This is a genomic window from Allochromatium tepidum, from assembly GCF_018409545.1.
GTDB lineage: Bacteria > Pseudomonadota > Gammaproteobacteria > Chromatiales > Chromatiaceae > Thermochromatium > Thermochromatium tepidum_A.
This window is the reverse complement of sequence record NZ_AP024563.1, coordinates 147,643-171,613: the sequence shown is the minus strand read 5'-3', so window position 1 is coordinate 171,613 and position 23,971 is coordinate 147,643. Positions and strand designations below refer to the sequence as shown.

24 protein-coding genes, 1 pseudogene and 1 riboswitch are annotated in these 23,971 nt (G+C 67.0%); of the genes and pseudogenes, 16 read left to right on the top strand and 9 right to left on the bottom strand.

The genetic code is table 11. The features are described from left to right. Positions 1–29 precede the first annotated feature (29 nt). Positions 30–2,030, bottom strand: coding sequence for a DEAD/DEAH box helicase (locus tag Atep_RS00810; protein ID WP_213379614.1), 2,001 nt, complete (start codon positions 2,028–2,030; stop codon positions 30–32). Positions 2,031–2,353: 323 nt separating this feature from the next. Here Atep_RS00810 and Atep_RS00805 point away from each other — a divergent pair, with 323 nt between their 5' ends. Genes Atep_RS00805 through mutM form a run of 5 tightly spaced genes read left to right on the top strand, consistent with a single transcriptional unit; the run spans position 2,354 to position 7,420 of the window. After that, positions 2,354–3,271 (top strand): ABC transporter ATP-binding protein, encoded by a 918-nt coding sequence (locus Atep_RS00805; RefSeq protein WP_213379613.1) that lies wholly within the window; start codon positions 2,354–2,356, stop codon positions 3,269–3,271. After that, complete coding sequence (locus Atep_RS00800; protein WP_213379612.1) at positions 3,268–4,005, top strand: ABC transporter permease; 738 nt, start codon at positions 3,268–3,270, stop codon at positions 4,003–4,005. Before Atep_RS00805 ends, Atep_RS00800 begins: the two co-directional genes overlap by 4 nt. Next, a complete protein-coding gene (locus Atep_RS00795; protein ID WP_213379611.1) occupies positions 4,002–5,375 on the top strand; it encodes a GldG family protein in 1,374 nt (457 codons plus the stop codon). Before Atep_RS00800 ends, Atep_RS00795 begins: the two co-directional genes overlap by 4 nt. Then, a complete protein-coding gene (locus Atep_RS00790; protein WP_213379610.1) occupies positions 5,372–6,559 on the top strand; it encodes a hypothetical protein in 1,188 nt (395 codons plus the stop codon). The genes Atep_RS00795 and Atep_RS00790 overlap by 4 nt, the downstream gene beginning before the upstream one ends. Before the next feature lie 33 nt (positions 6,560–6,592). Further along, positions 6,593–7,420: a bifunctional DNA-formamidopyrimidine glycosylase/DNA-(apurinic or apyrimidinic site) lyase gene (gene mutM, locus Atep_RS00785; protein WP_213379609.1), complete on the top strand. Its 828-nt coding sequence runs from the start codon at positions 6,593–6,595 to the stop codon at positions 7,418–7,420. Between the two features lie 22 nt (positions 7,421–7,442). Here the strand turns inward: mutM and Atep_RS00780 are convergent, their stop codons facing one another. Beyond that, positions 7,443–8,354: a lysophospholipid acyltransferase family protein gene (locus Atep_RS00780; RefSeq protein WP_236786623.1), complete on the bottom strand. Its 912-nt coding sequence runs from the start codon at positions 8,352–8,354 to the stop codon at positions 7,443–7,445. Between the two features lie 308 nt (positions 8,355–8,662). Between Atep_RS00780 and Atep_RS00775 the strand changes: the two genes are divergently transcribed. Continuing rightward, positions 8,663–9,100 carry a rhodanese-like domain-containing protein gene (locus Atep_RS00775; protein WP_213379607.1) on the top strand — a complete coding sequence of 146 codons (438 nt, stop codon included), beginning with the start codon at positions 8,663–8,665 and terminating at the stop codon, positions 9,098–9,100. A 22-nt stretch (positions 9,101–9,122) separates the two neighbouring features. On the opposite strand, the gene Atep_RS00770 is transcribed toward Atep_RS00775, so the two are convergent. From Atep_RS00770 to Atep_RS00755, 4 genes are all read right to left on the bottom strand, one after another. Then, entirely contained in the window at positions 9,123–9,665 is a 543-nt protein-coding gene (locus tag Atep_RS00770; RefSeq protein WP_236786313.1) for an iron-sulfur cluster co-chaperone HscB C-terminal domain-containing protein, read from the bottom strand. Between the two features lie 38 nt (positions 9,666–9,703). Continuing rightward, positions 9,704–10,186 carry a Fe-S cluster assembly transcriptional regulator IscR gene (gene iscR, locus Atep_RS00765; RefSeq protein WP_213379605.1) on the bottom strand — a complete coding sequence of 161 codons (483 nt, stop codon included), beginning with the start codon at positions 10,184–10,186 and terminating at the stop codon, positions 9,704–9,706. A 61-nt stretch (positions 10,187–10,247) separates the two neighbouring features. Further along, positions 10,248–11,060 carry a serine O-acetyltransferase gene (gene cysE / locus Atep_RS00760; RefSeq protein WP_213379604.1) on the bottom strand — a complete coding sequence of 271 codons (813 nt, stop codon included), beginning with the start codon at positions 11,058–11,060 and terminating at the stop codon, positions 10,248–10,250. A 23-nt stretch (positions 11,061–11,083) separates the two neighbouring features. Then, positions 11,084–11,866 carry an RNA methyltransferase gene (locus Atep_RS00755; protein ID WP_236786311.1) on the bottom strand — a complete coding sequence of 261 codons (783 nt, stop codon included), beginning with the start codon at positions 11,864–11,866 and terminating at the stop codon, positions 11,084–11,086. An 80-nt stretch (positions 11,867–11,946) separates the two neighbouring features. On the opposite strand from Atep_RS00755, the gene Atep_RS00750 reads away from it, so the two are divergent. After that, a complete protein-coding gene (locus Atep_RS00750; protein ID WP_213379603.1) occupies positions 11,947–12,747 on the top strand; it encodes an inositol monophosphatase family protein in 801 nt (266 codons plus the stop codon). A 46-nt stretch (positions 12,748–12,793) separates the two neighbouring features. Then, a complete protein-coding gene (locus Atep_RS00745; RefSeq protein WP_213379602.1) occupies positions 12,794–13,534 on the top strand; it encodes a PilZ domain-containing protein in 741 nt (246 codons plus the stop codon). 57 nt (positions 13,535–13,591) lie between these two features. On the opposite strand, the gene Atep_RS00740 is transcribed toward Atep_RS00745, so the two are convergent. Further along, a complete protein-coding gene (locus tag Atep_RS00740; protein ID WP_236786309.1) occupies positions 13,592–13,831 on the bottom strand; it encodes a TerD family protein in 240 nt (79 codons plus the stop codon). Positions 13,832–14,157: 326 nt separating this feature from the next. Between Atep_RS00740 and Atep_RS00735 the strand changes: the two genes are divergently transcribed. Next, a complete protein-coding gene (locus Atep_RS00735; RefSeq protein ID WP_236786307.1) occupies positions 14,158–14,481 on the top strand; it encodes a 7TMR-DISMED2 domain-containing protein in 324 nt (107 codons plus the stop codon). Continuing rightward, positions 14,478–14,531 (top strand): annotated as a pseudogene (locus Atep_RS16335) (hypothetical protein); the annotation flags it as partial. The gene Atep_RS00735 and the pseudogene Atep_RS16335, both read left to right, overlap by 4 nt. A 107-nt stretch (positions 14,532–14,638) precedes the next feature. Here the strand turns inward: Atep_RS16335 and yjgA are convergent. After that, positions 14,639–15,160 (bottom strand): ribosome biogenesis factor YjgA, encoded by a 522-nt coding sequence (gene yjgA, locus Atep_RS00730; RefSeq protein WP_213379601.1) that lies wholly within the window; start codon positions 15,158–15,160, stop codon positions 14,639–14,641. Between the two features lie 18 nt (positions 15,161–15,178). Further along, positions 15,179–16,912, bottom strand: coding sequence for a single-stranded-DNA-specific exonuclease RecJ (gene recJ, locus Atep_RS00725; RefSeq protein WP_213379600.1), 1,734 nt, complete (start codon positions 16,910–16,912; stop codon positions 15,179–15,181). A 207-nt stretch (positions 16,913–17,119) separates the two neighbouring features. Here recJ and Atep_RS00720 point away from each other — a divergent pair, with 207 nt between their 5' ends. The 6 genes from Atep_RS00720 (at position 17,120) to Atep_RS00695 (ending at position 23,944) form a co-directional block, all read left to right on the top strand. After that, positions 17,120–17,407 (top strand): co-chaperone GroES, encoded by a 288-nt coding sequence (locus Atep_RS00720; RefSeq protein ID WP_213379598.1) that lies wholly within the window; start codon positions 17,120–17,122, stop codon positions 17,405–17,407. A gap of 101 nt (positions 17,408–17,508) precedes the next feature. Beyond that, positions 17,509–19,143, top strand: coding sequence for a chaperonin GroEL (gene groL / locus Atep_RS00715; RefSeq protein WP_213379596.1), 1,635 nt, complete (start codon positions 17,509–17,511; stop codon positions 19,141–19,143). A gap of 132 nt (positions 19,144–19,275) precedes the next feature. After that, a riboswitch (cobalamin riboswitch) is annotated at positions 19,276–19,509 on the top strand. A gap of 166 nt (positions 19,510–19,675) precedes the next feature. Further along, on the top strand, positions 19,676–21,547 hold the full coding sequence (gene btuB / locus Atep_RS00710) for a TonB-dependent vitamin B12 receptor (protein ID WP_213379594.1): 1,872 nt from the start codon (positions 19,676–19,678) through the stop codon (positions 21,545–21,547). A gap of 5 nt (positions 21,548–21,552) precedes the next feature. Next, positions 21,553–22,608, top strand: coding sequence for a nicotinate-nucleotide--dimethylbenzimidazole phosphoribosyltransferase (cobT, locus tag Atep_RS00705; RefSeq protein ID WP_213379592.1), 1,056 nt, complete (start codon positions 21,553–21,555; stop codon positions 22,606–22,608). Next, entirely contained in the window at positions 22,605–23,201 is a 597-nt protein-coding gene (locus tag Atep_RS00700) for a histidine phosphatase family protein (RefSeq protein WP_213379590.1), read from the top strand. The genes cobT and Atep_RS00700 overlap by 4 nt, the downstream gene beginning before the upstream one ends. Then, a complete protein-coding gene (locus tag Atep_RS00695) occupies positions 23,198–23,944 on the top strand; it encodes an adenosylcobinamide-GDP ribazoletransferase (protein WP_213379588.1) in 747 nt (248 codons plus the stop codon). The genes Atep_RS00700 and Atep_RS00695 overlap by 4 nt, the downstream gene beginning before the upstream one ends. Positions 23,945–23,971 lie beyond the last annotated feature (27 nt).

Genomic DNA, 23,971 nt, shown 5'->3' with positions numbered 1-23,971 from the left:
AAATATCACGCCAGCCAGCTCGATTCCGATCAGTCGCGGAATTTACGTCCCGAACCCGGACCGCGCTTGCCGCCATCGTTGCTCTTGCCCGAGCTCGGCCGGCGCGGTGCATAGCCATCGCGGTCGCGGCGCTGGAAATCGCCGCCGGCGCGCGGTGGTCTCGCCTCACGCTCGCGCGGCGGACCCGAACGGTCACGGCCCGAGTCACGACGACCTTCCCAGGCTCCGCCCCGCCCTGCTCCGGCGCTCTCATCGGCCGGCGTGATCCGCAGCGCCTGACCGCGCACGTAGACACGCTTGAGATGCTGGAAGACCTCGTTCGGCATCCCCTTGGGCAGGTCGACGACCGAGTGGTCGTCACGGATGTCGATGCGGCCGATATAACGCCCTTCCAGGCCGGATTCGTTGGCGATGGCGCCGACGATCTCGCGTGGACTCACGCCGTGCTGATGACCGACCTCGATGCGATAGCTGGTCAGATCGGCGTCATCACGGCGCGGTTGACCGCGTTCGGGGCGCTCCGGACGCTCCGAGCGTTCGGCCCGATCGAAACGCGGCCGGTGTTCCTCGCGATTCCCATCCCGTTCGTCGAAACGCTCGCGGCGCGGCGGGCGCTCCTCCCAACCGCCCTGACGCCGATCCCCATCGCGACCGCGTCCACGCTCGCCGCGCTCCTCGAAGCGCTTGGGCGGGCGCGGCGGATCCTCCTTGACGTTCAACGGCCGTTCGCGCTGATTGAGATAGGCCAGCGCGGCGGCGATGTCCATCATCTCGATCTCCTGCTCCTGGCTGATGCGCGAGAGCAGGCGATAGAAGAAATCCAGATCCTGTTCCGACTGCGCCTTGCGGATCTCGCCGATGAAGCGGTCGATGCGCGATTCGCTGAGCGCGGCGGCCGAGGGCGGTTCCATCGACGGGATCGGACGCCGGATGACGCGCTCGATCGACTTGAGCAGTCCGCGCTCGCGCGGCTCGACCAGTAGGATCGCCCGTCCGGCGCGTCCGGCGCGCCCGGTGCGACCGATACGGTGCACATAGGCCGAGGGATCGGTCGGGATGTCGTAGTTGACGACATGGCTGATGCGTTCGACGTCCAGACCGCGCGCGGCGACATCGGTGGCGACCAGTACATCGATCTGACCCTGCTTGAGCCGCTCGACGGTGCGCTCGCGCATCTCCTGGTTCATGTCGCCGTTGAGCGGCTCGGCGGCGAAGCCGTGCGCCTTGAGCTTGTCGGCCAGTTCGGTGGTGGCATTCTTGGTGCGCACGAAGATCAGCAGCCCGTCGAACGGCTCCAGCTCCATGATGCGCGTGAGCACGTCGAGCTTGTGGAAGCGGGTGACGACGCAGTGATGCTGGTCGATGGTGTCGACCGTCTCGGAATCGGCGGCGATCTTGACCTCGACCGGATCGACCAGTCGCGTCTGGGCCACGCGCCGGATCGCCGGCGGCATGGTGGCGGAGAAGAGCGCGACCTGACGCTCGGCCGGAGCCTGATCGAAGATCCAGTCGATGTCCTCGGCGAAGCCCATGTTGAGCATCTCGTCGGCTTCGTCGAGCACCAGGGTGCGGATCGCGTCCAGCGCCAGGGTGCCGCGACGGATGTGGTCCATGACCCGTCCCGGCGTGCCGACGATCACCTGTGGGTTGCGCTCGAGCTGCGAGAGTTGCAGCCTGTAGCCCTGACCGCCGTAGATGGGCAGGACGTTGAAACCCTTGAGATCCGTGGCATAGCGCTGGAAGGCCTCGGCGACCTGGAGCGCGAGCTCGCGAGTGGGCGTGAGCACCAGCACCTGCGGCTTGCGCAGATCGGGATCGAGACGGCTGAGCAGCGGCAGGGCGAAGGCGGCGGTCTTGCCGGTGCCGGTCTGGGCCTGGCCGAGCAGATCGCGACCGGCGAGCAGATGCGGGATACACCGGCTCTGGATCGCCGTCGGGGATTCGTAGCCGAGGTTCTGGACCGCTTGCGCGATCACGGGTGAAAGACCGAGCGCGTCGAAGCCGACGCTCGTTTCGTCTGGGGTATCCATGATGGAGGGGCCTCTCGGAGGGAGGTAAGGGCGAACCCTTGGAGAAGGCCGACCGGCCAGCCTAGAGGGGAGTCGCGGAATAACCGCTTATTTTCGTTGAAAGTCCGAGCCGGCACAATAGAAACCCAAAGCCGGTACGCTGTTTCGCGGAATCGGATCACAGATGCGGACGACCCGAGATGACTGTGAATCAGGCTGGCTAAGATGCGCGACATCGCTGGCGCCCGAGCCGGTACCTACGGACTCCCGAAGGCGCCAAGGCGAAGTAGCCCTGCTCCGAAGGGTTTGGCAAGACGGCTGAGACCGGTTATCTTCGCGCGATCATGGAGACACTCGTTCGCGCCACCGATCTCAGCCGCGACTTCGGACGCCATTCGGCCCTGTCCGGGGTCGATCTGTGCCTGGAACGCGGGCAGGTGCTGGGTCTGCTCGGGCCGAACGGGGCGGGCAAGACTACCTGTCTGCGACTTCTGAGCGGGCTGCTCGCCCCGACCTCGGGCCGCATCGAGATCCTGGGCATCGATCTGGCGCGCCGCCCGCTCGCGGCCAAGCGCCATCTGGGCTATCTGACCGAGCGCCCGCCGCTGCATCCCGAACTGCGGGTCGACGAGTATCTGACCCACTGCGCCCATCTGCACCGTTTGCCCAGGCGCGCCATCTCCGCGGCCATTGCCACCGCCAAACAGCGCTGCGGCCTGGAGGATCAAGGCCGACGGCTGATCGCCAAACTCTCCAGAGGCTACCGCCAGCGGCTCGGTCTGGCCCAGGCGATCCTGCACCGCCCGCCGCTCCTGATCCTCGACGAACCGACCGAGGGACTCGACCCTGTGCAGATGCGCGAGCTGCGCCGACTCATCCGCGATCTGGCGCAGGACACCGGCATCATCCTCTCCAGTCATCTGCTGCCCGAGGTCCAGTCGGTGTGCGACCGGGTGATGATCCTGCATCGGGGACGGGTGCGTTTCGATGCCGAGACACGCGCGGCACGCCCGACCAATCTCTGGCGGGTGCGTCTGGGCGGCGAGACCCATGTCATGCACCTGAACGCCCTGCCTCCCGTCGCCGGCGCGATCGCCATGGGGCCGAACCAGTTCCAGGTCGATCTGAGATCGGACGCGACCTCGGCCGATCTGGCGCACGCCATCCGGCAGGCGGGTCTGGATCTGTTCGAGCTGACGCCCGAGCGCAGTGATCTGGAACGGACCTTCTTCGATCTCATCGGCGCGGAGGAACACGCATGATCGCGACCATCGCCGCCCGCGAGATCCGCAGCGGACTGGTGACGCCGCTGCTCTGGGTGCTGCTGGGCGCGGGCCAGGTGGTGCTGGCCTGGATCTTTCTCCAGGTCATCGAGAACTTCAGCGGCCTGGACGCCGATCAGCGGCTCGCCTCGCTCACGCAGGAGCTGTGTCTGAACCTGTTCGGATTCGCCGCCGTGCTCGCCATGCTGGCCGCGCCGCTGCTGGCCATGCGGATGCTGAGCGCGGAGTTCCGCGACGGCGGCTACGATCTGCTCGCCGGTGCCCCGGTGACGCTGGTCGAGATCCTGCTCGGCAAGTTCATCGGGCTGGCGGTCCTGATCACCCCGCTCAGTCTGCTGCCGGCGGCCAATCTGGCGCTCCTGACCGGCGTGACCACGCTCGATCTCGGTCAGGTCGCGGCGGCCACCCTGGGCCTGTGGCTCGCGGCCCTGTTCTTCGGCGCCATCGGACTCCAGGCCTCCAGCCTCACCGAGCAGCCGGGCGCGGCGGTGCTGATCGCCTTCGGCGTCCTGGTCTTCTTCTCGATCGTAGGGCGCGCCGAATCGCTCACGGCCCAGACGCTCTCGCTCTTCGGCTGGCTGTCCTGGAACGAGCATCTGTTCCGATTCCTGCTCGGGGCCGTGCGGCTGAGCGATCTGACCTATTTCCTCCTCTTCACCGGCTTCTTCCTGGCCCTGGCCCATCGGCGTCTGGCCAATCGGCGGTTGCAATGAAGACGCGCGCCCAGACGATCCGCGCCATCGTCCGTCGCTTCGAGCGCGCGCTCGCCGACACCGCGTTCATGCTGTTGCTGCTGGGCTGTGTCGTCGCGGCGGGCTGGCTGACGGCGCGGCACGATCGCCAGTGGGACTGGACCCAGTCCGAGACCCATCGGCTGACCCGCGAGAGTCGCCTCATCCTCGAACGGCTGGAGGCGCCACTGCGTCTGACCGTCTTCGCCGACCCGCAGTCGCCGCTGGCGCGGCGGATCGGCCGGCTCCTAGAGCGCTACGCGCACCAAGACCCCGACCTGGAGATCCGCTATCTGGATCCGCGACGCTTCCCCGAGCAGGCGCGTGAGGCCGAGGTCTCGCTCCAGGGTCAGATCCTGCTCGAATACCGGGGTCGACGCGAGACCCTGGCCGAGATCGGCGAGCGGTCCATCTCGGCGGCCATCGCCCGTCTGACCCGTCCGCGTCATGCCTGGGTGGCGGTCATCGAGGGGCATGGCGAGCGCGCCATCGACGGCGAGCGCGACACGGATCTGGGCCGGTTCGGACGCGAGCTGCTCGAACTGGGCCTGATCGCGCGCCCGCTGGATCTGACCGCCGTCGACGCGGTCCCGGACAACACACGGCTGGTGGTGCTCAGCCAGCCGCGGCTGCCGCCCTTTCCCGGCGAGGTCGAGGCCCTGATCGACTTCCTGGATCGCGGCGGTCACCTGCTGTGGCTGCTGGATCCGGGTCCGCCGAGCGGTCTCGAACCCCTGCTGGAGCATCTGGGCCTCGCCGTCCTGCCCGGTCAGGTGGTCGATCCCAAGGCCGTGCGTCTCGGATTCGGCACGGCCGCCGTCGCCCTGGTCGAGGACTATCCGGCGCACCCCCTGACCGAGGGACTGAACGCGCCCGCACTGCTGCCCGGCGCCCTGGCCTTCGAGTCCCAGGTCGCGCCGGGCTGGATGCTGTCGACCTATCTGAGCAGCAGCGCCGAGAGCTGGAACGAGACCGGCACGCTCGCCAGTCCGCTCACGCGCGACGAGGTGATCGGCGAGCGTGCCGGTCCGCTGCCGGTCGTGCTGGCGCTCGCGCGCGCCCTGCCCGAGAGCGAGCGTGAACAGCGTCTGATCATCGTGGGTGACGGTGATTTCCTGTCCAACGCCCACATCGACCGCCGGGGCAATCGCACGCTCGGTCTGGCGCTGCTGCGCTGGCTGAGCGAGGGAGAGGATCTACCCGAACTCCCGCCCCCGCCGACGGCGGCCGAACCGCTGGAGCTGGACGAAAAGCACCGGACCCTGATCGGTCTGGGCGCGCTGGTGCTGCTGCCGGGCGTGTTCCTGATCGGCGGACTGGGGATGCGCTGGTATCGCTGGAGGGGCCGATGAGCGGACGCTGGCTGGTCAATGGGGCATTGGCGATCCTCCTGGTCGTGCTCGGGCTGCTGATCCGCGCCGAACTCCAGCGCGCGCACCTCGTCCCGACCCTGACCGATCTGGACGCCGCCGATCTCTATCGCGTCGAGATCAATCGGACCGGTGAGCCGACCATCACCCTGATTCAGACCGCGATCGGCTGGCGTCTGGAGACGCCCTTCCAGGTGGATGCCGACAACGGTCGCGTCACCCAACTGCTCGGACTGCTTGAGGCCCCGGTCGAGCGCAGCTTTCCGGCCGCGAGCGTCGATCTGCGCGAACTCGGACTCTCGCCGGCCCGGCTCAGACTGCGGCTGGACGCGCGCGAACTCCAGTTCGGCGGCACGGATCCCATCGGTCAGATGCGCTATGTCGCCGGCGAGGGACTGGTACATCTGATCCGGGATCGCTTCCATCATCTGCTGATCGCCCCACCCATCCACTATGTCTCGCCGCAACTGGTACCGCGCGGATTCGGTCCGGTCTTCGGGCGGCTGGGCGGCATCCCGCTCACACCCGAGACCCTGAACGATCTGGTGGGACTGCACGCCGAGCGCGTCGAGATCCCGGCCGAGACGCCGAGCGGCGAGCCGGTCGTGCTCAAGTCCGCCGACGGGACCACGCTGCGCTTCCTGATCTCGGAGGACAGGCGCCGCTGGGCGCGGCTCGACCAGCGCCTGCTCTATGTCCTGACCGACGCGCCCGAGCTGACGCTCGATCCGAATGCGGTCGATCCGACGCCGCCGGAGCCGACACCGGCGCCACCTACGGCGTTCGACGGACCCGTCGATCCGGTGCCGGCCCTCTACGCCCCGCCTGGAGCGCGTCCGGAATCCGTCCAGGCGCCCCGGTTCGAACCGGAACCCTCGACCGAGACGCTCGATGCCGATCCTTTCCAATCTTTCGGCGCCCTGGATCGGGAGCCGACCGATGATCCGGAGTCCATCATCGTTCCGGGCGACACACTGCCGAGCGAGCCGCCCATGGTCCGCCTGACACCGGATGGCCGGGCCGTGCCGGTCGAGACCCCTGATGCCACCCCGGCCCCATCCGAGTTCCGGCTGCCGGGCGAGCCGGACAAGGCCGCGCCCAGCGGTTTCGGCCAGGATCCCTTCGCGCCGGATCCGGCCATGTATGCCGATCCGCCCGCCGACTGAACGCTCGAACAGGGCCTCGCCTGGAACCCACTGATGCCTGAACTGCCCGAGGTCGAAACCACGCTGCGCGGCATCCGGCCCCATCTGGACGGACGCCGGATCGCGCGTCTGATCGTGCGCGAACCGCGTCTGCGCCGACCGATCCCGCCCGAGATGCCCGAGCGGGTCGCCGGTCAGCCGATCCGTTCACTGAGGCGACGCGGCAAATATCTGTTGATCGAACTGGAGCAGGGCAGCCTGCTCGTGCATCTGGGCATGTCGGGCAGTCTGCGCCTGGCCGCACCCGAGAGTGTGCCCAGGACGCACGATCATCTCGATCTGGTGCTCTCGGACGGCGGCCTCCTGCGCTTCCACGACCCGCGCCGGTTCGGGATCTTTCTCTGGATACCCCAGTCGCCGGATACGGCGCTCGTCGAGCATCCGCTCCTGTGCAAGCTGGGGCCTGAGCCGTTGGGCGACGATTTCGACGGCGCACATCTCTACCGTGCGAGCCGCGCGCGTCGGGTCGCCGTCAAGTCCTTCATCATGGACTCGGCGGTCGTGGTGGGTGTCGGCAACATCTACGCCAGTGAATCGCTGTTCCTCGCCGGTCTGCATCCGGCGCGTGCCTGCAACCAAATCGACCAGGCCGACTACGACCGTCTGGCCGAGACGATCCGTCTGGTGCTCGGGGCGTCGATCGAACAGGGGGGCACCACGCTGCGCGACTTCGTCAACGAGTCCGGTGCTCCGGGCTATTTCGCCCAGTCGCTGCGGGTCTATGGACGTGCGGGCGAACCCTGCCGGATCTGCGGCACGCTCATCCAACAGCAGCGGATCGGACAGCGGTCGAGCTTCCATTGTCCGCGCTGTCAGCCGTGAACGGCGTCGACATCGCCGCAGGCTAGCGCCGCGCCAGGGCCTCGCGCACGCGGCGCGCCTGTTCGAGCGCGTGCCCGTCGTCGAGCGGTCCGCTGTAGACCTTGGGCATCCCCTCCGGACGACGCCGAAAGCGCTTGTAGGGCCAGAGATACTGCTCGGGACAGACGCGCACGCATTGCTCGATGCCGCGATTGAGCGCCGCCGCCGCCACGGCGTCGTCCGCGCTGTCGGTGCCCTCGGGGGCCGGCAGACAGTGGATGATGAATCCGCTTCCATTCGCCAATCGCTCGGCGAACAGGAAGATCACGGGTGCGCCGGTACGCCTCGCCAGCCGGTTGACCAGCAGCATGCTGAAGGCCGGAATCCCGAAGAAGGGCGCGAAGACCGCGCCCTTGTCGGCTTTCGGCTCCTGATCGGGCAGGATGCCGACGAAATCCCCCCGCTCCAGCGCCTCCACCAGCACCCGGATGCCGCGCGCCGTGATGGGCGCCAGATCCGCGCCTGTGCGCGCGCGCGACTCGCGGATCAGGTCGTCGAGATAGCGCTGCGGCTTGTAGAAGATGGCCGTGCGTCCCTGGGCCGCCAGATAGAGTCCGGCCAGCTCCCAGGCACCGTGATGCGGCGAGAGCACGATGAGCCCCTGCCCCGGCCGGCGTTCGAGCCGTTCGGCGCCCCGCACCTCGCGCACCAGCGACAGCACATGATCGACCGGCCGTAGCCAGAGATAAGCGATCTCCAGATAGGTCTTGCCGAACTCGCCGAGATTGCGGTCGCGCAGACGTCGCTGTTCATCCGCCGTCAGTTCCGGAAAGCAGAGCGCGATGTTGAGCAGCGCATTGCGTCGCTGCCGGTTCGGCCAGCGCGCCACGATCCAGCCGACGGCACCGCCCAGCCGGTGGATCAGCGGCAGGGGCAGACGCGCCATGAGTCGCATCAGCACCCGCAATCCACGCTCCTTGAGCACCTGTCCGGGGCGTGCCGCGTCCCCTTTCCCCTGGTTCGAGTCCCGCTTCGCTTGGCGAGTCAAGGCAATCGCTCCCACCGCTCCCACCCGAAATCCGACTGGCGCAGTTTGGTTTTATCGATTCAATAGATAAATTCAAGCCACCCGCTGGGGGTGTGCGTGATCAAAGACGACGTGCGCCGGTTACACTGGCGGGCCCGGCTCGCCGGCCGGCGTGGACCGTCGAGGCACGATAACAAGCATCGCCCACCAACCACCAAAACGAGGCATCACCCATCATGAGCGCCACGAACGAAGACCTGCCGACCGGCCTCTCGCCCCGCGAAGCCTTCGAGATGCTCGAATCCCATCCACAGGCCATTCTGGTCGATATCCGCTCGTCCATGGAGTTCCTGTTCGTCGGGCACCCCAAGGGCGCGGTCCACGTCCCCTGGATCGACGAACCCGACTGGGTGGTCAACCCCGACTTCGTCACCGAGATCCGCAAACTGGTGCTCGGCGGCGCGGTCTGTGAGCAGCGCCGGGGCTGCGCGCCGATCATCCTCATCTGCCGTAGCGGCAAGCGCTCGCTGGAGGCCGGCCGGGCCTTGATCCGCGAGGGCTTCAAGTCGGTGTTCCACGTCGAGGAGGGATTCGAGGGCGAACTCGACGAGCAGCATCATCGCAGCACCCGCGGCGGCTGGCGTTTCCACGGACTGCCCTGGGAACAGTGCTGACCCGACCGCGTCCGGTTCGGACTCAGGCCGGACGCGGCCTGAGCAGTTCGGCCTGCCGCTCCTCGGTCTCGCGCCGGCAACGGGCGAGTCCCTGGAGCTGACGCACGACCTCGCGCGCGGCGCCCAGATTGTGCGGCGTGGGATCGGCGAAGAGTTGGTGCAGTTCCTTGTCGAGCGCCGCGCCGCGCTCGGCCAGACGGGTCAGCACCTCGGACAGGGCCGCACCCGGATCGGAACGGTTGGTGGCCGCGACCAGAGCCTCCTGGCGCTCCATCTCCTCGACGAGCGTGGTGCTCGCCGGGTCGTCGTCGCCGCCGGTCTCGGTCCCCTCCACGCCATAGAGCCGGAAGAGATACTCGGCACGCGCCAGCGGCTCGGTCAGCGTCTGATAGGCCAGATCGATGCGCGCCAGCGAACGGGCGGTCTCGTCTTCCTCGTCGCTGAGGAAGTCGGCCCGCAACGCGCGCACCAGGGCGCGATAGCGCTCGGCCAACACCCCGGAGTCGAGCGCGAAGCCGACCGGCAAGTCGAAGAGTTCGAAGTAGTTTTTCTGTGAGTTCAACACGGCTCGTGCCGTCGTCGGACCATCCAGGCTAAAAATGCTCAGGCGCCGAGGCGAATCCGCTGGACGTCGAGCTTGACGTCGACCGCCGCGCAGGTGGTCGGCGGACGCTGACCCAGGCTGTCACGCTGATCGACCAGAGCCTGAAGATCGATCCGGTTGAGGTAGTCGTAGATGCGATCGCTCAGGTCGTGCCAGAGACTATGGGTCAGACAGGGACCGTTGTTCTGGCAGTTGTGGGCACCGCCGCAGCGGGTCGTGTCCACGCTCTCGTCGACGGCGGCGATGACCTCAGCGACATGGATCTCGGCCGGCGTTCGGGCCAGATTGTAGCCGCCGCCCGGACCGCGCACGCTCGTCACCAGTCCGCGCTTGCGCAGCTTGGCGAAGAGCTGTTCGAGATAGGAGAGCGAGATCCCCTGCCGCTGGGCGATGTCGGCCAGGGCGATCGGACCCTGCCCCTGATGGATGGCCAGATCCAGCATCGCAGTGACGGCATAACGGCCTTTGGTCGTCAGTCTCACGGGCAACCTCTCTTGCGTGACGTACGTTCGGCATCATACGTTACCCAAGCAGGACGATCAATTATCCCCTAGCGCCTGTCGGGTCATCCGTCGGCGGGCCATCCGATCGGGTGAGGTCGGGCCGGCTCGCCGGTTCGATCGCCACGGCGTCCAGATCGCCGTCGTGCTCGAAGTGCGTCATGAGTCCATGCCGCTCCAGGATGCGCGACATGGATTCGAGCCGCTGGTCCATGTGGTGGATGTGATCGAGCATCCGGTTGATGGCGTTGGCGACCGGGTCGGGCGCGTCGCGCGTGGCGCCGTAGGCGTCGAAACCGATGCGCTTGGCGGTGTCGGCGCGGCGGCGTGTGGTCGCGTCGCGCTCGGGTTCGATGATGCGTCCGGGCACCCCGACGGCGGTCGCGCCGGGCGGGACCGATTTGACCACCACGGCGTTGGAACCGATGCGCGCCCCGTCGCCGATCTCGATCGGACCGAGCACCTTAGCCCCGGCGCCGACCACAACGTCGCGTCCGAGCGTCGGGTGACGCTTGCCCTTCTGCCAGCTCGTCCCGCCCAGGGTGACGCCATGATAGAGGGTGCAGTCGTCGCCGATGACGGCCGTCTCGCCGATGACCACGCCCATGCCGTGGTCGATGAAGAAGCGCCGCCCGATCACGGCGCCCGGATGGATCTCGATGCCGGTGAACAGGCGCGCGACGTTCGAGAGTAGGCGCGCCGGCCACTTGAGGTCGCGCCGCCAGAGCCGATGGGCGATCCGGTGCACCATGACGGCGTGCAGCCCCGGATAGGTGGTGAGGATCTCGAAGGCGTTGCGCGCGGCCGGGTCACGGTCGAAGACGCAGAGGATGTCTTCTCGGATGCGATCGAACATGGATGTCCCGATACCTCGTGGGTTCAATCCGGTTGCGGGGCCTCGTCCGAACGGGCGAAGCGTTCGGGCGTCTTGCGCCCCTGGGCGGCGCTGAGGATGCCGCGCAGGATGTTGAGTTCGACCCGATCGGGCCGGGCGCGGTTGAAGAGACGACGCAGGCGACGGGTGAGCGTGCGCGACTGCTCGGGGTCGCTGAAGCCGATCCGGATCAGGGTCTCGGTCAGATGGGCGTAGAAGCCTTCCATCGCCTCGGCGCCGGCCAGGTCGCGCGGGGTCTCGGTCAGTCGCTCGCCGGTCGCCAGACGGGCGGCGCGGCGGATCTCGTAGGCGAGCACCTGGGCGGCGGCCGCGACGTTGAGCGAGCTGAAGTCGGGGTTGGTCGGGATATGGACCAGGAAGTGACAGCGCGCCAGCTCGTCGTTGGTCAGGCCGGAACTCTCGCGTCCCAGCATCAGGGCCACCTCGCCCTCGCCGGCCTCGGCGAGCAGACGCGCCGCGCATTCGGGCGGCTCCAGCAGCGGCCACTCGATCGAGCGCAGGCGCGCACTGGCACCGACCACCAGCCGGCAGCCGGCCAGGGCATCGGTCAGGTCGTCGTGGACCCCGGCGCGTTCGAGCAGGTCATCGGCCCCTGAGGCGCGCGCCAGGGCCTCGGCATCGGGCCGCTGGCGCGGGGCGACCAGCTCCAGGCGCGACAGGCCCATGGTCTTCATGGCGCGTGCCACCGCGCCGATGTTGCCGCTGTGTGTCGTCTCGACCAGCACGAAACGGATTCGCGCCAGCGACTCGGTCATTTGGTCTATCATGGGCGACTCAATCATCACGTCTCTATTCGCTGTCTCAAGACCGCTATGATACAGCGACCGTCCCGGATATCCCGCAACCGATGCACCCAAGCCTCAATATCGCCATCCGTGCCGCCCGCAGTGCCGGCAAGATCATCCTGCGTTTCTCCGATCGAGTCGATCAGCTCAAGGTCGAGACCAAGAGCCGCAACGACTTCGTCAGCGACGTCGACCGAGCCGCCGAGGCGGCCATCGTCCAGGAGCTGCGCGGACGCTTCCCCAGTCACGCCATCCTGGCCGAGGAGAGCGGCGAGCAGGCGGGCAAGGGCGACTTCCAGTGGATCATCGACCCGCTCGACGGCACCACCAACTATCTGCACGGCTTTCCGCAGTTCGCCGTCTCCATCGCCCTGCTGCACAAGGGGCGGCTCGAATGCGGCGTGGTCTATGATCCGCTGCGCGAGGAACTGTTCACCGCCGCGCGCGGTCGGGGTGCTCAGCTCAACGACCGCAAGATCCGGGTGGCCAATCGTCAGTCGCTCGACGGGGCGCTGATCGGCACCGGCTTTCCCTTCCGCGATCAGCGCCACATCGACGCCTATCTCGCCATGTTCAAGGCTGTTACCCTGGCCACGGCCGGCGTGCGTCGTCCCGGCTCGGCCTCGCTCGATCTGGCCTATGTCGCGGCCGGGCGCACGGATGGGTTCTGGGAGCTGGGACTCTCGCCCTGGGACTGCGCGGCGGGTGCGCTGCTCATCAAGGAGGCGGGCGGCACCGTGACCGATCTGGTCGGTGGCGAGCGTTACCTCGACACCGGCAATCTGGTCGCCGGCAATCTGCGGGTGCATCGCGCCATGCTGGAGCTGATCCAGCCGTGTCTGAACGATCAGCTCAAGGCGTGAGCCAAGCGGGCGCACCGATCACGATCCTCGCCTATGGAGGTGTTTCATGCCCCAGCCCGCATCGCCCCCGAATCCGAGCCCGGAAAAGCGTTTACAGCGACGGGTCGGAATCGAGGTGCCCATCCAGGTCTACCTGCCCGGCTCTGATGCAGCCATTGCAGCGCGCTATCAGGATCTCTCCTGGGGCGGCGCCAGCTTCGTCACCAGTGATCTCGGGATTCGGCATGGCCAGCGAGTGATCATGCGTTTTCCCTGGACCAATGGGCAGACCTTCGCGATCGAGGCCGATGTCGTGCGGTGCGAGCCGCTGGAACCCACAGCTCAGCGTGTGGCGGTGCGATTCGCGACGGTCGGTCATCAAGACGACCGGCGACTTGCCAAGCTGATCGAATTGCTTTCGCCCAACTCACACGAAGCGTCAAATGTCGCCACCGCACCGACCATGCCCATGCTGGAACTGGTGCTCCACGACCCGGAAGAGATGTGCGACAAACTGTCCCAGATCGCTGAGGGATCTTTGTGCATCACCGCCTTCGGCACCTACCGGGTCGGTCAGAGCCTGTTGCTGCTGATCGAGCATGTCGATGATTTTCCGGGCCTGCGTCTGCGCACCCGTGTCAAATCTCAATGTGTGAGTGATCCGGGCGATAGCGATCGTCCATGTCTTGTCACACTGGATCTGGAGTTCGAGCATCCGCTCGACGAACTGCGTAAGCTGGCGCGGCTGTCGATGCGTTTTCGGAGTAAAAAGGCGCGCTTCATCGGTCCCTACTACCCTGACGCATGACTCGCCGGACCCGGCCTGTCGCGCGTGCGGGCACGAAAACCTGCCGCGCCAAGCGGGTCACGTCACAGTGATCAAGATCGATGGCAGAAGCGTGACGGCCATCGGCTGCACGCCGCCGCAGGGCGTCCGTGGTTGGTTGAAGAAGGTCATGTAGCGCTCATCGGCGAGCCGCCCGGCGGCATCGACACCGAAGCAGGAGACGTCGACCGCGACTCCCTGAAGGTCGATGCCGACCTCAAGGTTCATCGAGGACACCACCTCCGGCAATGCCACGCGCTGACCAAGGTTCAACTGCATCTCGCGTCTCCTCGATGTTGAGTCTGATGGGTCGAGTATCGGACAGGCATAGCCGGCGGACAACCCCAAGAATCAGGCGCCACCCAATGGCCATACCGGTACGCCTGTGTAAATCCGGCCTGACGCGCCGGCCACCTGAAGACGACAGCCGCTCATCACAAATGACGCCACATCCCCTATCATCGTCGTTCCCTGCGTCACGCTCGCCGGCCCCTGTCGCGCCCAGACCAAAAAATAACGATGAAAAGTCATGTGCTGTACAAAATCGCGACCGCGCTGGTGCTGACGACGCTCTGGCTGAGTGATGCCCTGTCCGCCCCCCCCTGGTGCTGGAGGATCGCCCCCAGGGCCAGCGCGCCGAGGGTTATCTCTCCGTGTTGCGCGACCCCAGCGGTCGACTGGACTTCGACCAGATACGCGAACGCCCCTTCACGCCGCTCGCGGGACAAGCCGGTTTTGGATTCACCCGTGATGTCATCTGGCTGAAGCTCGACGTGCATGAGAACGCCGGGGCCTTGAAGCCGGGCGACGGCCACTGGTGGCTGGAGGTGGCCCTGCCGTCACTGGACGATCTGCGTCTCTATGTCCCGATCGACCGGCGCGATTGTTCCTGCTCGCCCAGTTCGCCCCGCTGGCCGGCGCGCTCGTGACCCTGGCGCGTGCACTCGGGATCGCCCCGGATGCACTCTGGACCGAACATGCGTTCCAGATGGGCGTGTCGCTGGAAGTGATGCTGTTCTCGCTCGCCCCGGCACAGCGGATCGAATTGCTGCGGCAGGAGAAGCAGCAGGCGCGTCCTTGGATCGATCAGTCCAGGGAGTCGCGCACGAACCGGAACAGCTTGCGCGGTGCATCCGGCTTACCGCGCTCGGTGTCGCGCTGGGCGGCGCGGACCAGGGCGCGCAGTTGCCGGCGGTCGACCTGCGGGCACGCTTCGATGAACTCGGTCACAGCCGCGTCGCCCTCGACGATAAGGCGCTCGCGCCAGCGTTCCAGCGCATGATGATGCGCGGTGGCGGCACGCTCGCGCTCCTCGGCACCGTCGATCAACACATGGACGGCCTCCATGTCCTCGCGCTCGAGCAGATTGGCGATACGTTTCCAGTGACGCTTGCGGGCGCGCAGATCCTTGATGCGCGGCGTCTCGTCGAGTGCGACCCAGGTCGCCTCGCTGAGATTCAGTCGCTCCAGCTCGGAACGCGGCATCGAGGCCATGCGCTCGGCGAGCGCCTGGAGCGCCAGCTTGTCGCGCTTGATCCGGCTCTTGCTCGGGCCTTGCGGCTGATCGTCCTCGCCATCGTACTCAAGCTCGTCGTCATATACGTACATTCGATTCGACCTGTCTTGTCACGTCTCCACTGGATCGGCCAGATGATCGACCAGCAGTTGCAGCGATTGCCGCCCGCGATAACTGTTCACGTCCAGCCGATAGACCAGACGCACCGCACCGCGCGCGGCATCGATCCGCTCGCCGAGACCGAAGGCGATGGCCTCGATCACGCCCCCGCCCGGCGGCGCGACCCTGAGTTTCAGATGCCGTCGGTCATCGCCGACGAGGCGCGCCTCGACGACCTCGAACACGTCATCGAAGCGCGGCTCGAGGAAATCCTTGCCCCAGGGACCGGCGAAGCGTAGCGCCTCGGCGGTTTCCAGAGTCAGGAGTTCGACCGGCAACGCGCCGTCGGAACGGATCTCCGGGGTCGGCGGCACATCGCCGAGCTGCACCCGCACCGCCTCGACGAAGGCGTCTCGAAACGGCTCCAGACACCCTGGGCGCAACGTCAGCCCCGCCGCCATCGCATGTCCGCCGAAATACTCGATCAGCCCCGGATGCCGCCGGTCGACCCAGTCGATGGCATCGCGCAGATGCAGCCCCTCGATCGAGCGCCCCGAGCCGCGCAACCGACCATCACCGGCGTCGGCGAAGGCGATGGTCGGACGATGATAGCGCTCGCGCAGACGCGCGGCGACGATTCCCGACACGCCCTGATGCCAGTCCTCGCCGAACAGACAGAGTCCGGGCGGCAGCGACTCGCCATCGAGGATCAGGGCGTCGAGCACGGTCTCGGCGGCCTCTTTCATGGTGCCCTCGATCGTCCGACGCTCGCGGTTGAGGGCATCGAGCTGCTGGGCCATCGCGAGCGCCCGATCCGGGTCGTCGGTCAGCAGACACTCGACCCCGAGCGACATCTCGGTCAGGCGCCCGGCCGCGTTGAGCCGGGGCGCGACGAAGAAGCCGAAGTCGGCCGCCGTCGCACGTGCCGGATCGCGTCCGGCCACCCGGAGCAGGGCCAGCACCCCGGCACAGGCGCGTCCGACGCGCACTCGTCTGAGTCCCTGCTCGACCAGGATGCGGTTGTTGCGATCCAGACTGACCACATCGGCGACCGTGCCGAGCGCGACCAGATCGAGCCGCTCGGCCAGATTGGGTTCGGGACAACCGGTACCGAACCAGCCGATCTCACGCAGTCGTCCGCGTAGTGCAGCGAGCAGATAGAAGACCACACCGACCCCGGCCAGATGCTTGCTCGGGAAGCCGCAGCCCGGCTGATTGGGGTTGACGATGGCGTCGGCCTCGGGCAGCGCGTCGCCGGGCAGGTGATGATCGGTCACGACGACCGAGAGACCCAGGGCGCGGGCGCGCGCCATGGCCGCATGACTGGAGATGCCGTTGTCGACCGTCAGGATGACATCCGCGCCCTGGACGTGCGCCGCCTCGACCACGGCGGGACTGAGACCATAGCCGTTGGAGAAGCGGCTCGGCACCAGGAACGACACCCGGCGTGCCCCCAGATCGCGCAGCCCGCGCACCGCGAGGGCGCTGCCGGTGGCACCGTCGGCGTCGTAGTCGCCGACCACCAGGATGGACTGGTCGGATTGGATCGCCGAGACCAGCCGGTCCACGGCGGCGTCCATGCCATGCAAGGACGTCACGGGCGCGAGCGTTCCGAGTCCGGGCGCGGCCTCGGCCGGATCGCTCAGGCCGCGATGGGCATAGAGGACGCTCAAGAGTTCGTCCGGGTGGCGGGCTTGGATGGGAGCGTCCTGGTCGGGGACGCGGCGAATACGGATGGCGGTCACGGCGGCAGTTGGTATTCCTGAAGTCGAGCGCGTATCGATGAGACAGGCCGCGCAGTGTGTCGGGAAACGGCGCCGCCATCAAGCCGCGTGCATCCCCCTTGACAGCGCCGTTTTTGCGATTACATTGTTAGCACTCGCACCGCAAGAGTGCTAACAACCTCAACCCAACGATCCACACTGACCTTCCTCAAGGGAGATCCAAGATCCATGAAACTCCGTCCTTTGCATGATCGTGTCGTCATCCGTCGCAGTGAAGAGGAGCGCACCTCTGCCGGCGGCATCCTCATCCCCGACACCGCGACCGAGAAGCCGAGTCAGGGCGAAGTCGTCGCCGTCGGCAAGGGCAAGATCCTCGACAACGGCGATGTGCGCGCGCTCGACGTCAAGGTCGGCGACCGGGTGCTGTTCGGCAAGTATTCCGGCACCGAGGTCAAGGTCGGCGACGAGAAGCTGCTGGTGATGCGCGAAGACGACCTGATGGGCGTCATCGAATAAGCGCAGACATCCCCCGACAGGCGCGATCCGCCGGTTCTCACACAACGCCGACGGATCGCATCGACCGAACATCCTGAATCCAATTCGAGGCTTATCGAGCAATGGCTGCCAAGCAGATCTTCTTCAGTGAAAATGCCCGTGTCCGTATGTTGCGCGGCGTCGACGTCCTGGCCAATGCGGTCAAGGTCACGCTGGGTCCGAAGGGCCGCAACGTCGTGATCGAGAAGTCCTGGGGCGCGCCGACCGTGACCAAGGACGGCGTCTCGGTCGCCAAGGCGATCGAACTCAAGGACAAGTTCGAGAACATGGGCGCGCAGATGGTCAAGGAAGTCGCTTCCAAGACCTCCGACATCGCCGGTGACGGCACCACCACCGCGACCGTGCTGGCGCAGGCCATGGTCCGCGAGGGCCTGAAGGCGGTCGCCGCCGGCATGAACCCGATGGACATCAAGCGCGGCATGGATCAGGCCGTCGAGGCTGCGATCAAGGAACTGCAAGCCCTGTCGCGTCCCTGCTCGACCAACAAGGAGATCGCCCAGGTCGGCGCCATTTCGGCCAACTCCGACGACTCGATCGGCAACATCATCGCCGAGGCGATGGAGAAGGTCGGCAAGGAAGGCGTCATCACGGTCGAGGAAGGCAAGTCGCTGCACAACGAGCTGGACCTGGTCGAAGGCATGCAGTTCGACCGCGGCTATCTGTCGCCCTACTTCATCAACAACCAGCAGAGCCAGAAGACCGAGCTGGACGATCCCTACATCCTGCTGCACGACAAGAAGATCTCCAACATCCGTGATCTTCTCCCCGTGCTGGAAGGTGTCGCCAAGGCCGGCAAGCCGCTGCTGATCATCGCCGAGGACGTCGAGGGCGAGGCCCTGGCGACCCTGGTCGTCAACAATCTGCGCGGCATCCTCAAGGTCTGCGCGGTCAAGGCGCCGGGCTTCGGTGATCGTCGCAAGGCGATGCTCCAGGACATCGCCATCCTGACCGGCGCGACCGTGATCTCCGAGGAAGTCGGTCTGTCGCTGGAGAAGGCGACCCTGAACGATCTGGGTACCGCCAAGAAGGTCCAGGTCGCCAAAGACGACACCACCATCATCGACGGTGCCGGTTCGCACGATGCCATCAAGGCCCGTTGCGAGCAGATCCGTGCCCAGATCGAGGAGACGACTTCCGACTACGATCGCGAAAAGCTCCAGGAGCGTTTGGCCAAGCTGGCCGGCGGTGTGGCCGTGATCAAGGTCGGCGCGGCCACCGAGATCGAGATGAAGGAAAAGAAGATGCGCGTCGAGGATGCCCTGCACGCGACCCGCGCGGCGGTCGAGGAAGGCATCGTCCCCGGCGGCGGTGTCGCGCTGGTGCGCGCCCTGAACGCGATCAAGGATCTCAAGGGCGCCAACGACGACCAGACCGTCGGCATCACCATCGCCCGGCGCGCGATGGAAGAGCCGCTGCGTCAGATCGTCGCCAATGCCGGTGAAGAGCCGTCGGTCATCCTGAACAAGGTCGCCGAGGGGTCGGGCAGCTTCGGCTACAACGCCGCCAACGGCGAGTTCGGCGACATGATGGAGATGGGCGTCATCGACCCGACCAAGGTCACGCGCTCGGCGTTGCAGAACGCCTGCTCGGTCGCCGGTCTGATGATCACCACCGAAGCCATGGTCGCCGACGAGCCGAAGAAGGAGAAGGCTCCGGCCGCGCCCGCCGGCGGCGGCATGGACGACATGGACTACTGAGGCGCCGCCTCCCGCTGAATCGCCCCTAAAGGGCTGATGTCCAAGACCCGGTCGAGTCGATGCTCGGCCGGGTCTTTTCGTCGATGAAATCCCCACGAAAAACTCGTCATTTCACCTCGAACGCGGTTTAATAGCCGCCCTTGATCCCCCGGTGCCGCTTGGTGGTCTTCACCAAGCGGTTGAACGGGAAGCCGGTGCCCCATCCGACATTGGAACCTGGGAAAGCCGGCGCTGCCCCCGCAACGGTAGACGAGTCAAGACGCGACACGACAGCCACTGTGAGCACAGGCTCATGGGAAGGCGTCGCGTCGGGGCGTCACTGCCCCGCTCGTGAGCCCGGAGACCGGCCTGGGGATCGGAATCGCGCCGACTGAAGGCCGATTCCATGAACGGGGTCGCGTGGGGCGACGACCGTGCGTCTACGCCCCGGTTCGTCCGGCGATTTCGCGTGCGTCCATTCGACTCCCCATCACGGCCCTCCCCTGTCGAGTCAGGCGGGTGTGTCTGACTCAGTGTACGGAGTCGAAGAACCATGTCCCATTCCTGGATGCCGGCGGCACTGATGCTGCCGCTGGCCGGTCTCGTCCTGGCCGACGAGACGCCCACTCAACTCGAATCCGTGGTGGTCACAGCCACCCGGACCGCCGAACCCGAGAGCACGACCCTGGCCTCGGTCACCGTCATCGACCGCCCCGAGATCGAACGCCGTCAGGCGCGTTCGGTGCCGGATCTGCTGCGCGGACTGCCCGGCGTCAGTCTCACCCGCACCGGCGGCCCCGGCCATCAGTCCTCGCTCTTTCTGCGCGGCACCAACTCGGATCACGTGCTGGTGCTGGTCGACGGCGTCAAGATCGGCTCGGCGACCTCGGGCACGGCCTCGCTGGAGGATCTGCCGATCGAGCAGATCGAGCGCATCGAGGTCGTGCGCGGACCGCGTTCCAGTCTCTACGGCTCGGAGGCCATCGGCGGCGTGATCCAGATCTTCACCCGACGCGGCGGCGGCGACTGGTCGCCACGGCTGACGCTGGGCGCAGGCACGCTCCACACCGCGCGGGTCGCCGCCGGACTCTCGGGCGGCGGCGAACGCGGCTGGATCGATCTGGGCGCCAGCTTCGACCGCACCGATGGTATCGACGCCTGCTCAGGACGCTCCAAGCCCTTCGCCGGCTGTGGTGTCGAGCAGGACGACCGCGACCCCTATCGCAATCCGGGTCTGAGTCTGCGCGCCGGTTACAGCTTCAGCGAACAGGCCGAGCTGGAGTTCAACGCCCTGCGTACTGAAGGCCGACTCGACTTCGACGGTTCGGCCTTCGCCGGCAACGTCTCGCGCTCCGAGCAGCAGGTGCTGGGCGCCAAGGCGATCCTCAAACCGCTCGCCCCCTGGACCCTGACGCTGGCCGCCGGCCAGAGCTGGGACAGCTACCGCTCCTTCTTCGACGACCCGGACACGGATGCCGGCGAGCGCTTCGTCGATCGCTTCGAGACCACGCGCGACAGTCTCTCGCTGCAGAACGACTGGCGTCTCACCAAGAGCCAACTGGCCACGCTGGGCCTGGACTATCGCGAGGAGCGTGTCGCGAGCACTATCGACTACAGCCGCGACACCCGCGACAATCTGGGCGTCTTCGGCGAATATCAGGCCGGCCTCGGCGCGGCGGATCTCAAGCTCAGTCTGCGCCAGGACGAAGATGGCGATCTGGGCGGGCACGGCACGGGCAATGCGGCGCTCGGCTATCTGTTCGACACCGGACTGCGCGTCTCTCTGGCCTATGGCACCGCCTTCAAGGCGCCGAGCTTCAACGATCTCTATTATCCCGACTACGGCAACCCGGACCTGGATCCGGAGCGTTCGCGAAGCTGGGAGCTGGGGATCGCCGGTGAGCTGCCGGTCGGTCCGGGGATCGACGGACGTTGGGATCTGAGTCTCTACGAGACCGACATCGACGATCTGATCGCCTATGATGCGGCGAGTTCGTCCGCCGTCAATGTCCGGCGCGCGCGCATTCGCGGACTGGAAGCGACGACCCGCGCCGACTATCAGGACTGGAGCCTCAAGACCAGCCTGACCCTGCTCGATCCCGAGAACCGCTCGCCCGGCGCCAATCAGGGCAACCTGTTGCCGCGCCGCCCCGAGCAGAGTCTGGAGATCGACCTGGAGCGGCGCTTCGACCGCTGGTCGCTCGGGGGCACGGTCTTCGTCGCCGGCCGGCGTTACGACGACCTGGCCAACAAGAACCGGCTCGACGGCTATGCGCTGCTCGATCTGCGCGCCGAATACCGGATCAATCCGGCACTCCGTCTTCAGGCCAGTCTCGAAAACGCGCTCGATGAAGAGTACGAAACGGCCTACCTGTACAACCAGCTCGGGCGTTCGGTCTATCTGACGCTCCGCTACCAACCCTGAGATCGATGAACATGACACTCGACTGGCTCCAAGCCCCCTGCCGTCCCATCGACCAGCAGGCCGCCGCGGCGGCTCAGGCGCGTCAGGATCGACTCACCAAACCGCGCGGTTCGCTCGGTCGCCTGGAAGAGATGGCGATCCGGCTCGCCGGGATGCAGGGCACGGACACACCCACGCCCGACCCGGTGCGCATCCTGCAATTCGTCTCCGATCACGGCGTGGCCGTCGAGGGCGTCTCCTGCTTCCCGCGCGAAGTCACGCTCCAGATGCTGCACAACATCGCGCGCGGCGGCGCGGCCGTCTCGGTGATGGCCGAGGCGATCGACGCCGTGATGGAGATCTTCGATCTGGGCATCGCCACCGATCCCGGCCCGGTCGCCGGCGTGCGCTCCGAGCGGCTCGGTCCGGGCACAGGCAACATAGCCCGTGAACCGGCCATGACCGACGACCAGCTCGCGCGTGCGCTCGACATCGGGCGCACGGCGGTCGAACGCGCGCTCGACGAGGGCGCACGCCTCCTGATCTGTGGCGAGATGGGCATCGGCAACACCACCCCGGCGACGGCCCTGGCCTGTGCCCTGCTGGATCTGGAACCGGCGATCCTGACCGGACCCGGCACCGGGCTCGACCGCCAAGGCGTCTCGCGCAAGGCTCAGGTGGTCGCGGCGGCCCTGGCTCTCCATGCCCGCCCCGAGCACGGACCGGTGGAGCTGCTGCGCCGTCTCGGCGGCTTCGACATCGCCGCCAGCACCGGCGCCTTCATCCGCGCCGCGCAGCTCGGATTGCCGATCCTGGTCGACGGCTTCATCATCAGCGCGGCGGCGCTGGTCGCCACCCGGATCAACCCCGGCGCGCGCGACTGGATGCTGTTCTCGCACGGCTCGGCGGAGCCCGGACATCGCCACATGATGGAGGCACTCGACGCCGATCCCTATCTGCATCTGCGACTGCGCCTCGGCGAGGCCACGGGCGGCGCGACCCTGGTGCCCCTGCTCCGCATGGCCTGTGTCGTGCACCGAAAGATGGCGACCTTCGACGAAGCGGGCGTGAGCGAGGCTTGAACGGATCGGGATCCGAGCCGCTCATCGAGCTGTTGCGGCATGGCGATGTCGAGGGCGGCGCCTGTTTTCGCGGCGCGCTTGACGATCCGCTGAGTCCGCTCGGCTGGGAGCAGATGCGGCGCGCGACGGCGGACCGGTCGGACTGGACGCGACTCGTCAGCTCGCCGGCACGCCGGTGCGCCGAGTTCGCGCGTGAGCTGGCCGAGACGCATGACCTGCCGCTGACCCTGACGGACGCTGTTCGCGAGCGTGGTTTCGGCGATTGGGAAGGCCGCGCCGTCAGCGAGATTCCGTCCGATGAACTCCAGCGCTTCTGGAGCGATCCGGTCGGCTATACGCCGCCTGGAGCCGAACCCTTCGCCGATTTCCGCGCACGGGTGCTGGCGGCCTGGCGCGACCTGCTCGATGTGCGCGAACCCCGGACGCTTCTGATCACCCACGGCGGCGTCATCCGCGTGCTGGTCGCCGAGGTGTTGTGCATGGCCGAAGCGGGATTGCTGCTGCTCGAAGTCCCACACGCCTGTCTCACCCGACTGCGGATCTATCCGCCGCCGGGGCGTCCGAGTCTGATTGCTCACGGTTCGATCGAATGACACGACTCCGCCCACTCCGGATCGCCGGACGTTTCCTGTCACGGCTGCCCTTCCCCGACCCAGGAGAGACGCAACCGCACGAGACCGGGCGTTCGGTGCCCTGGTATCCGTTCGTCGGCCTCCTGATGGGAGGACCGGCGGCGCTCGCGGCACTAGCGCTCGCCGGCGCGCCGATTGATGTCGCGGCGGTGCTGGTGCTGATGCTCTGGGTCTGGTCGAGCGGCGCGCTGCATCTGGATGGGCTGGCGGATAGCGCGGATGCCTGGATCGGCGGACTCGGCAGTCGTGAACGCACGCTGGAGATCATGAAGGATCCGTGCAGCGGTCCGGCGGCTGTGACGCTCATCGGGCTGGTGCTGCTCGCCAAGTGGGCGGCGTTGAAGACGCTGATCCTGGCCGGCGTCATCTGGCCGTTGCTCGCCGTTCCCATGCTGGCGCGGGCGCAGTTGCCGCTGCTGCTGCTGACCGTGCCCTATGCGCGCCGGCAGGGTATGGCCGCCGATCAGTTCAATCATCTGCCCCGGCGGGCGGCCTGGCTGAGCGTTACGGCGGCTGGAGTCGTGACGCTAGTGCTCGGCGGCTGGTCTGGTCTGGCGCTGATCCTGGCGGCGCTGGCGCTCTACCGTATCGCGCGGCACGCCATGCTCACGCGGATCTCGGGCTTTACCGGTGACACGGCCGGTGCTCTGGTCGAGCTGACCGAAACGCTGGTATTGCTGCTGTGCGCGCTCATTATCCAGTGATTGTTTGAAATATGCTACATTTCAGGG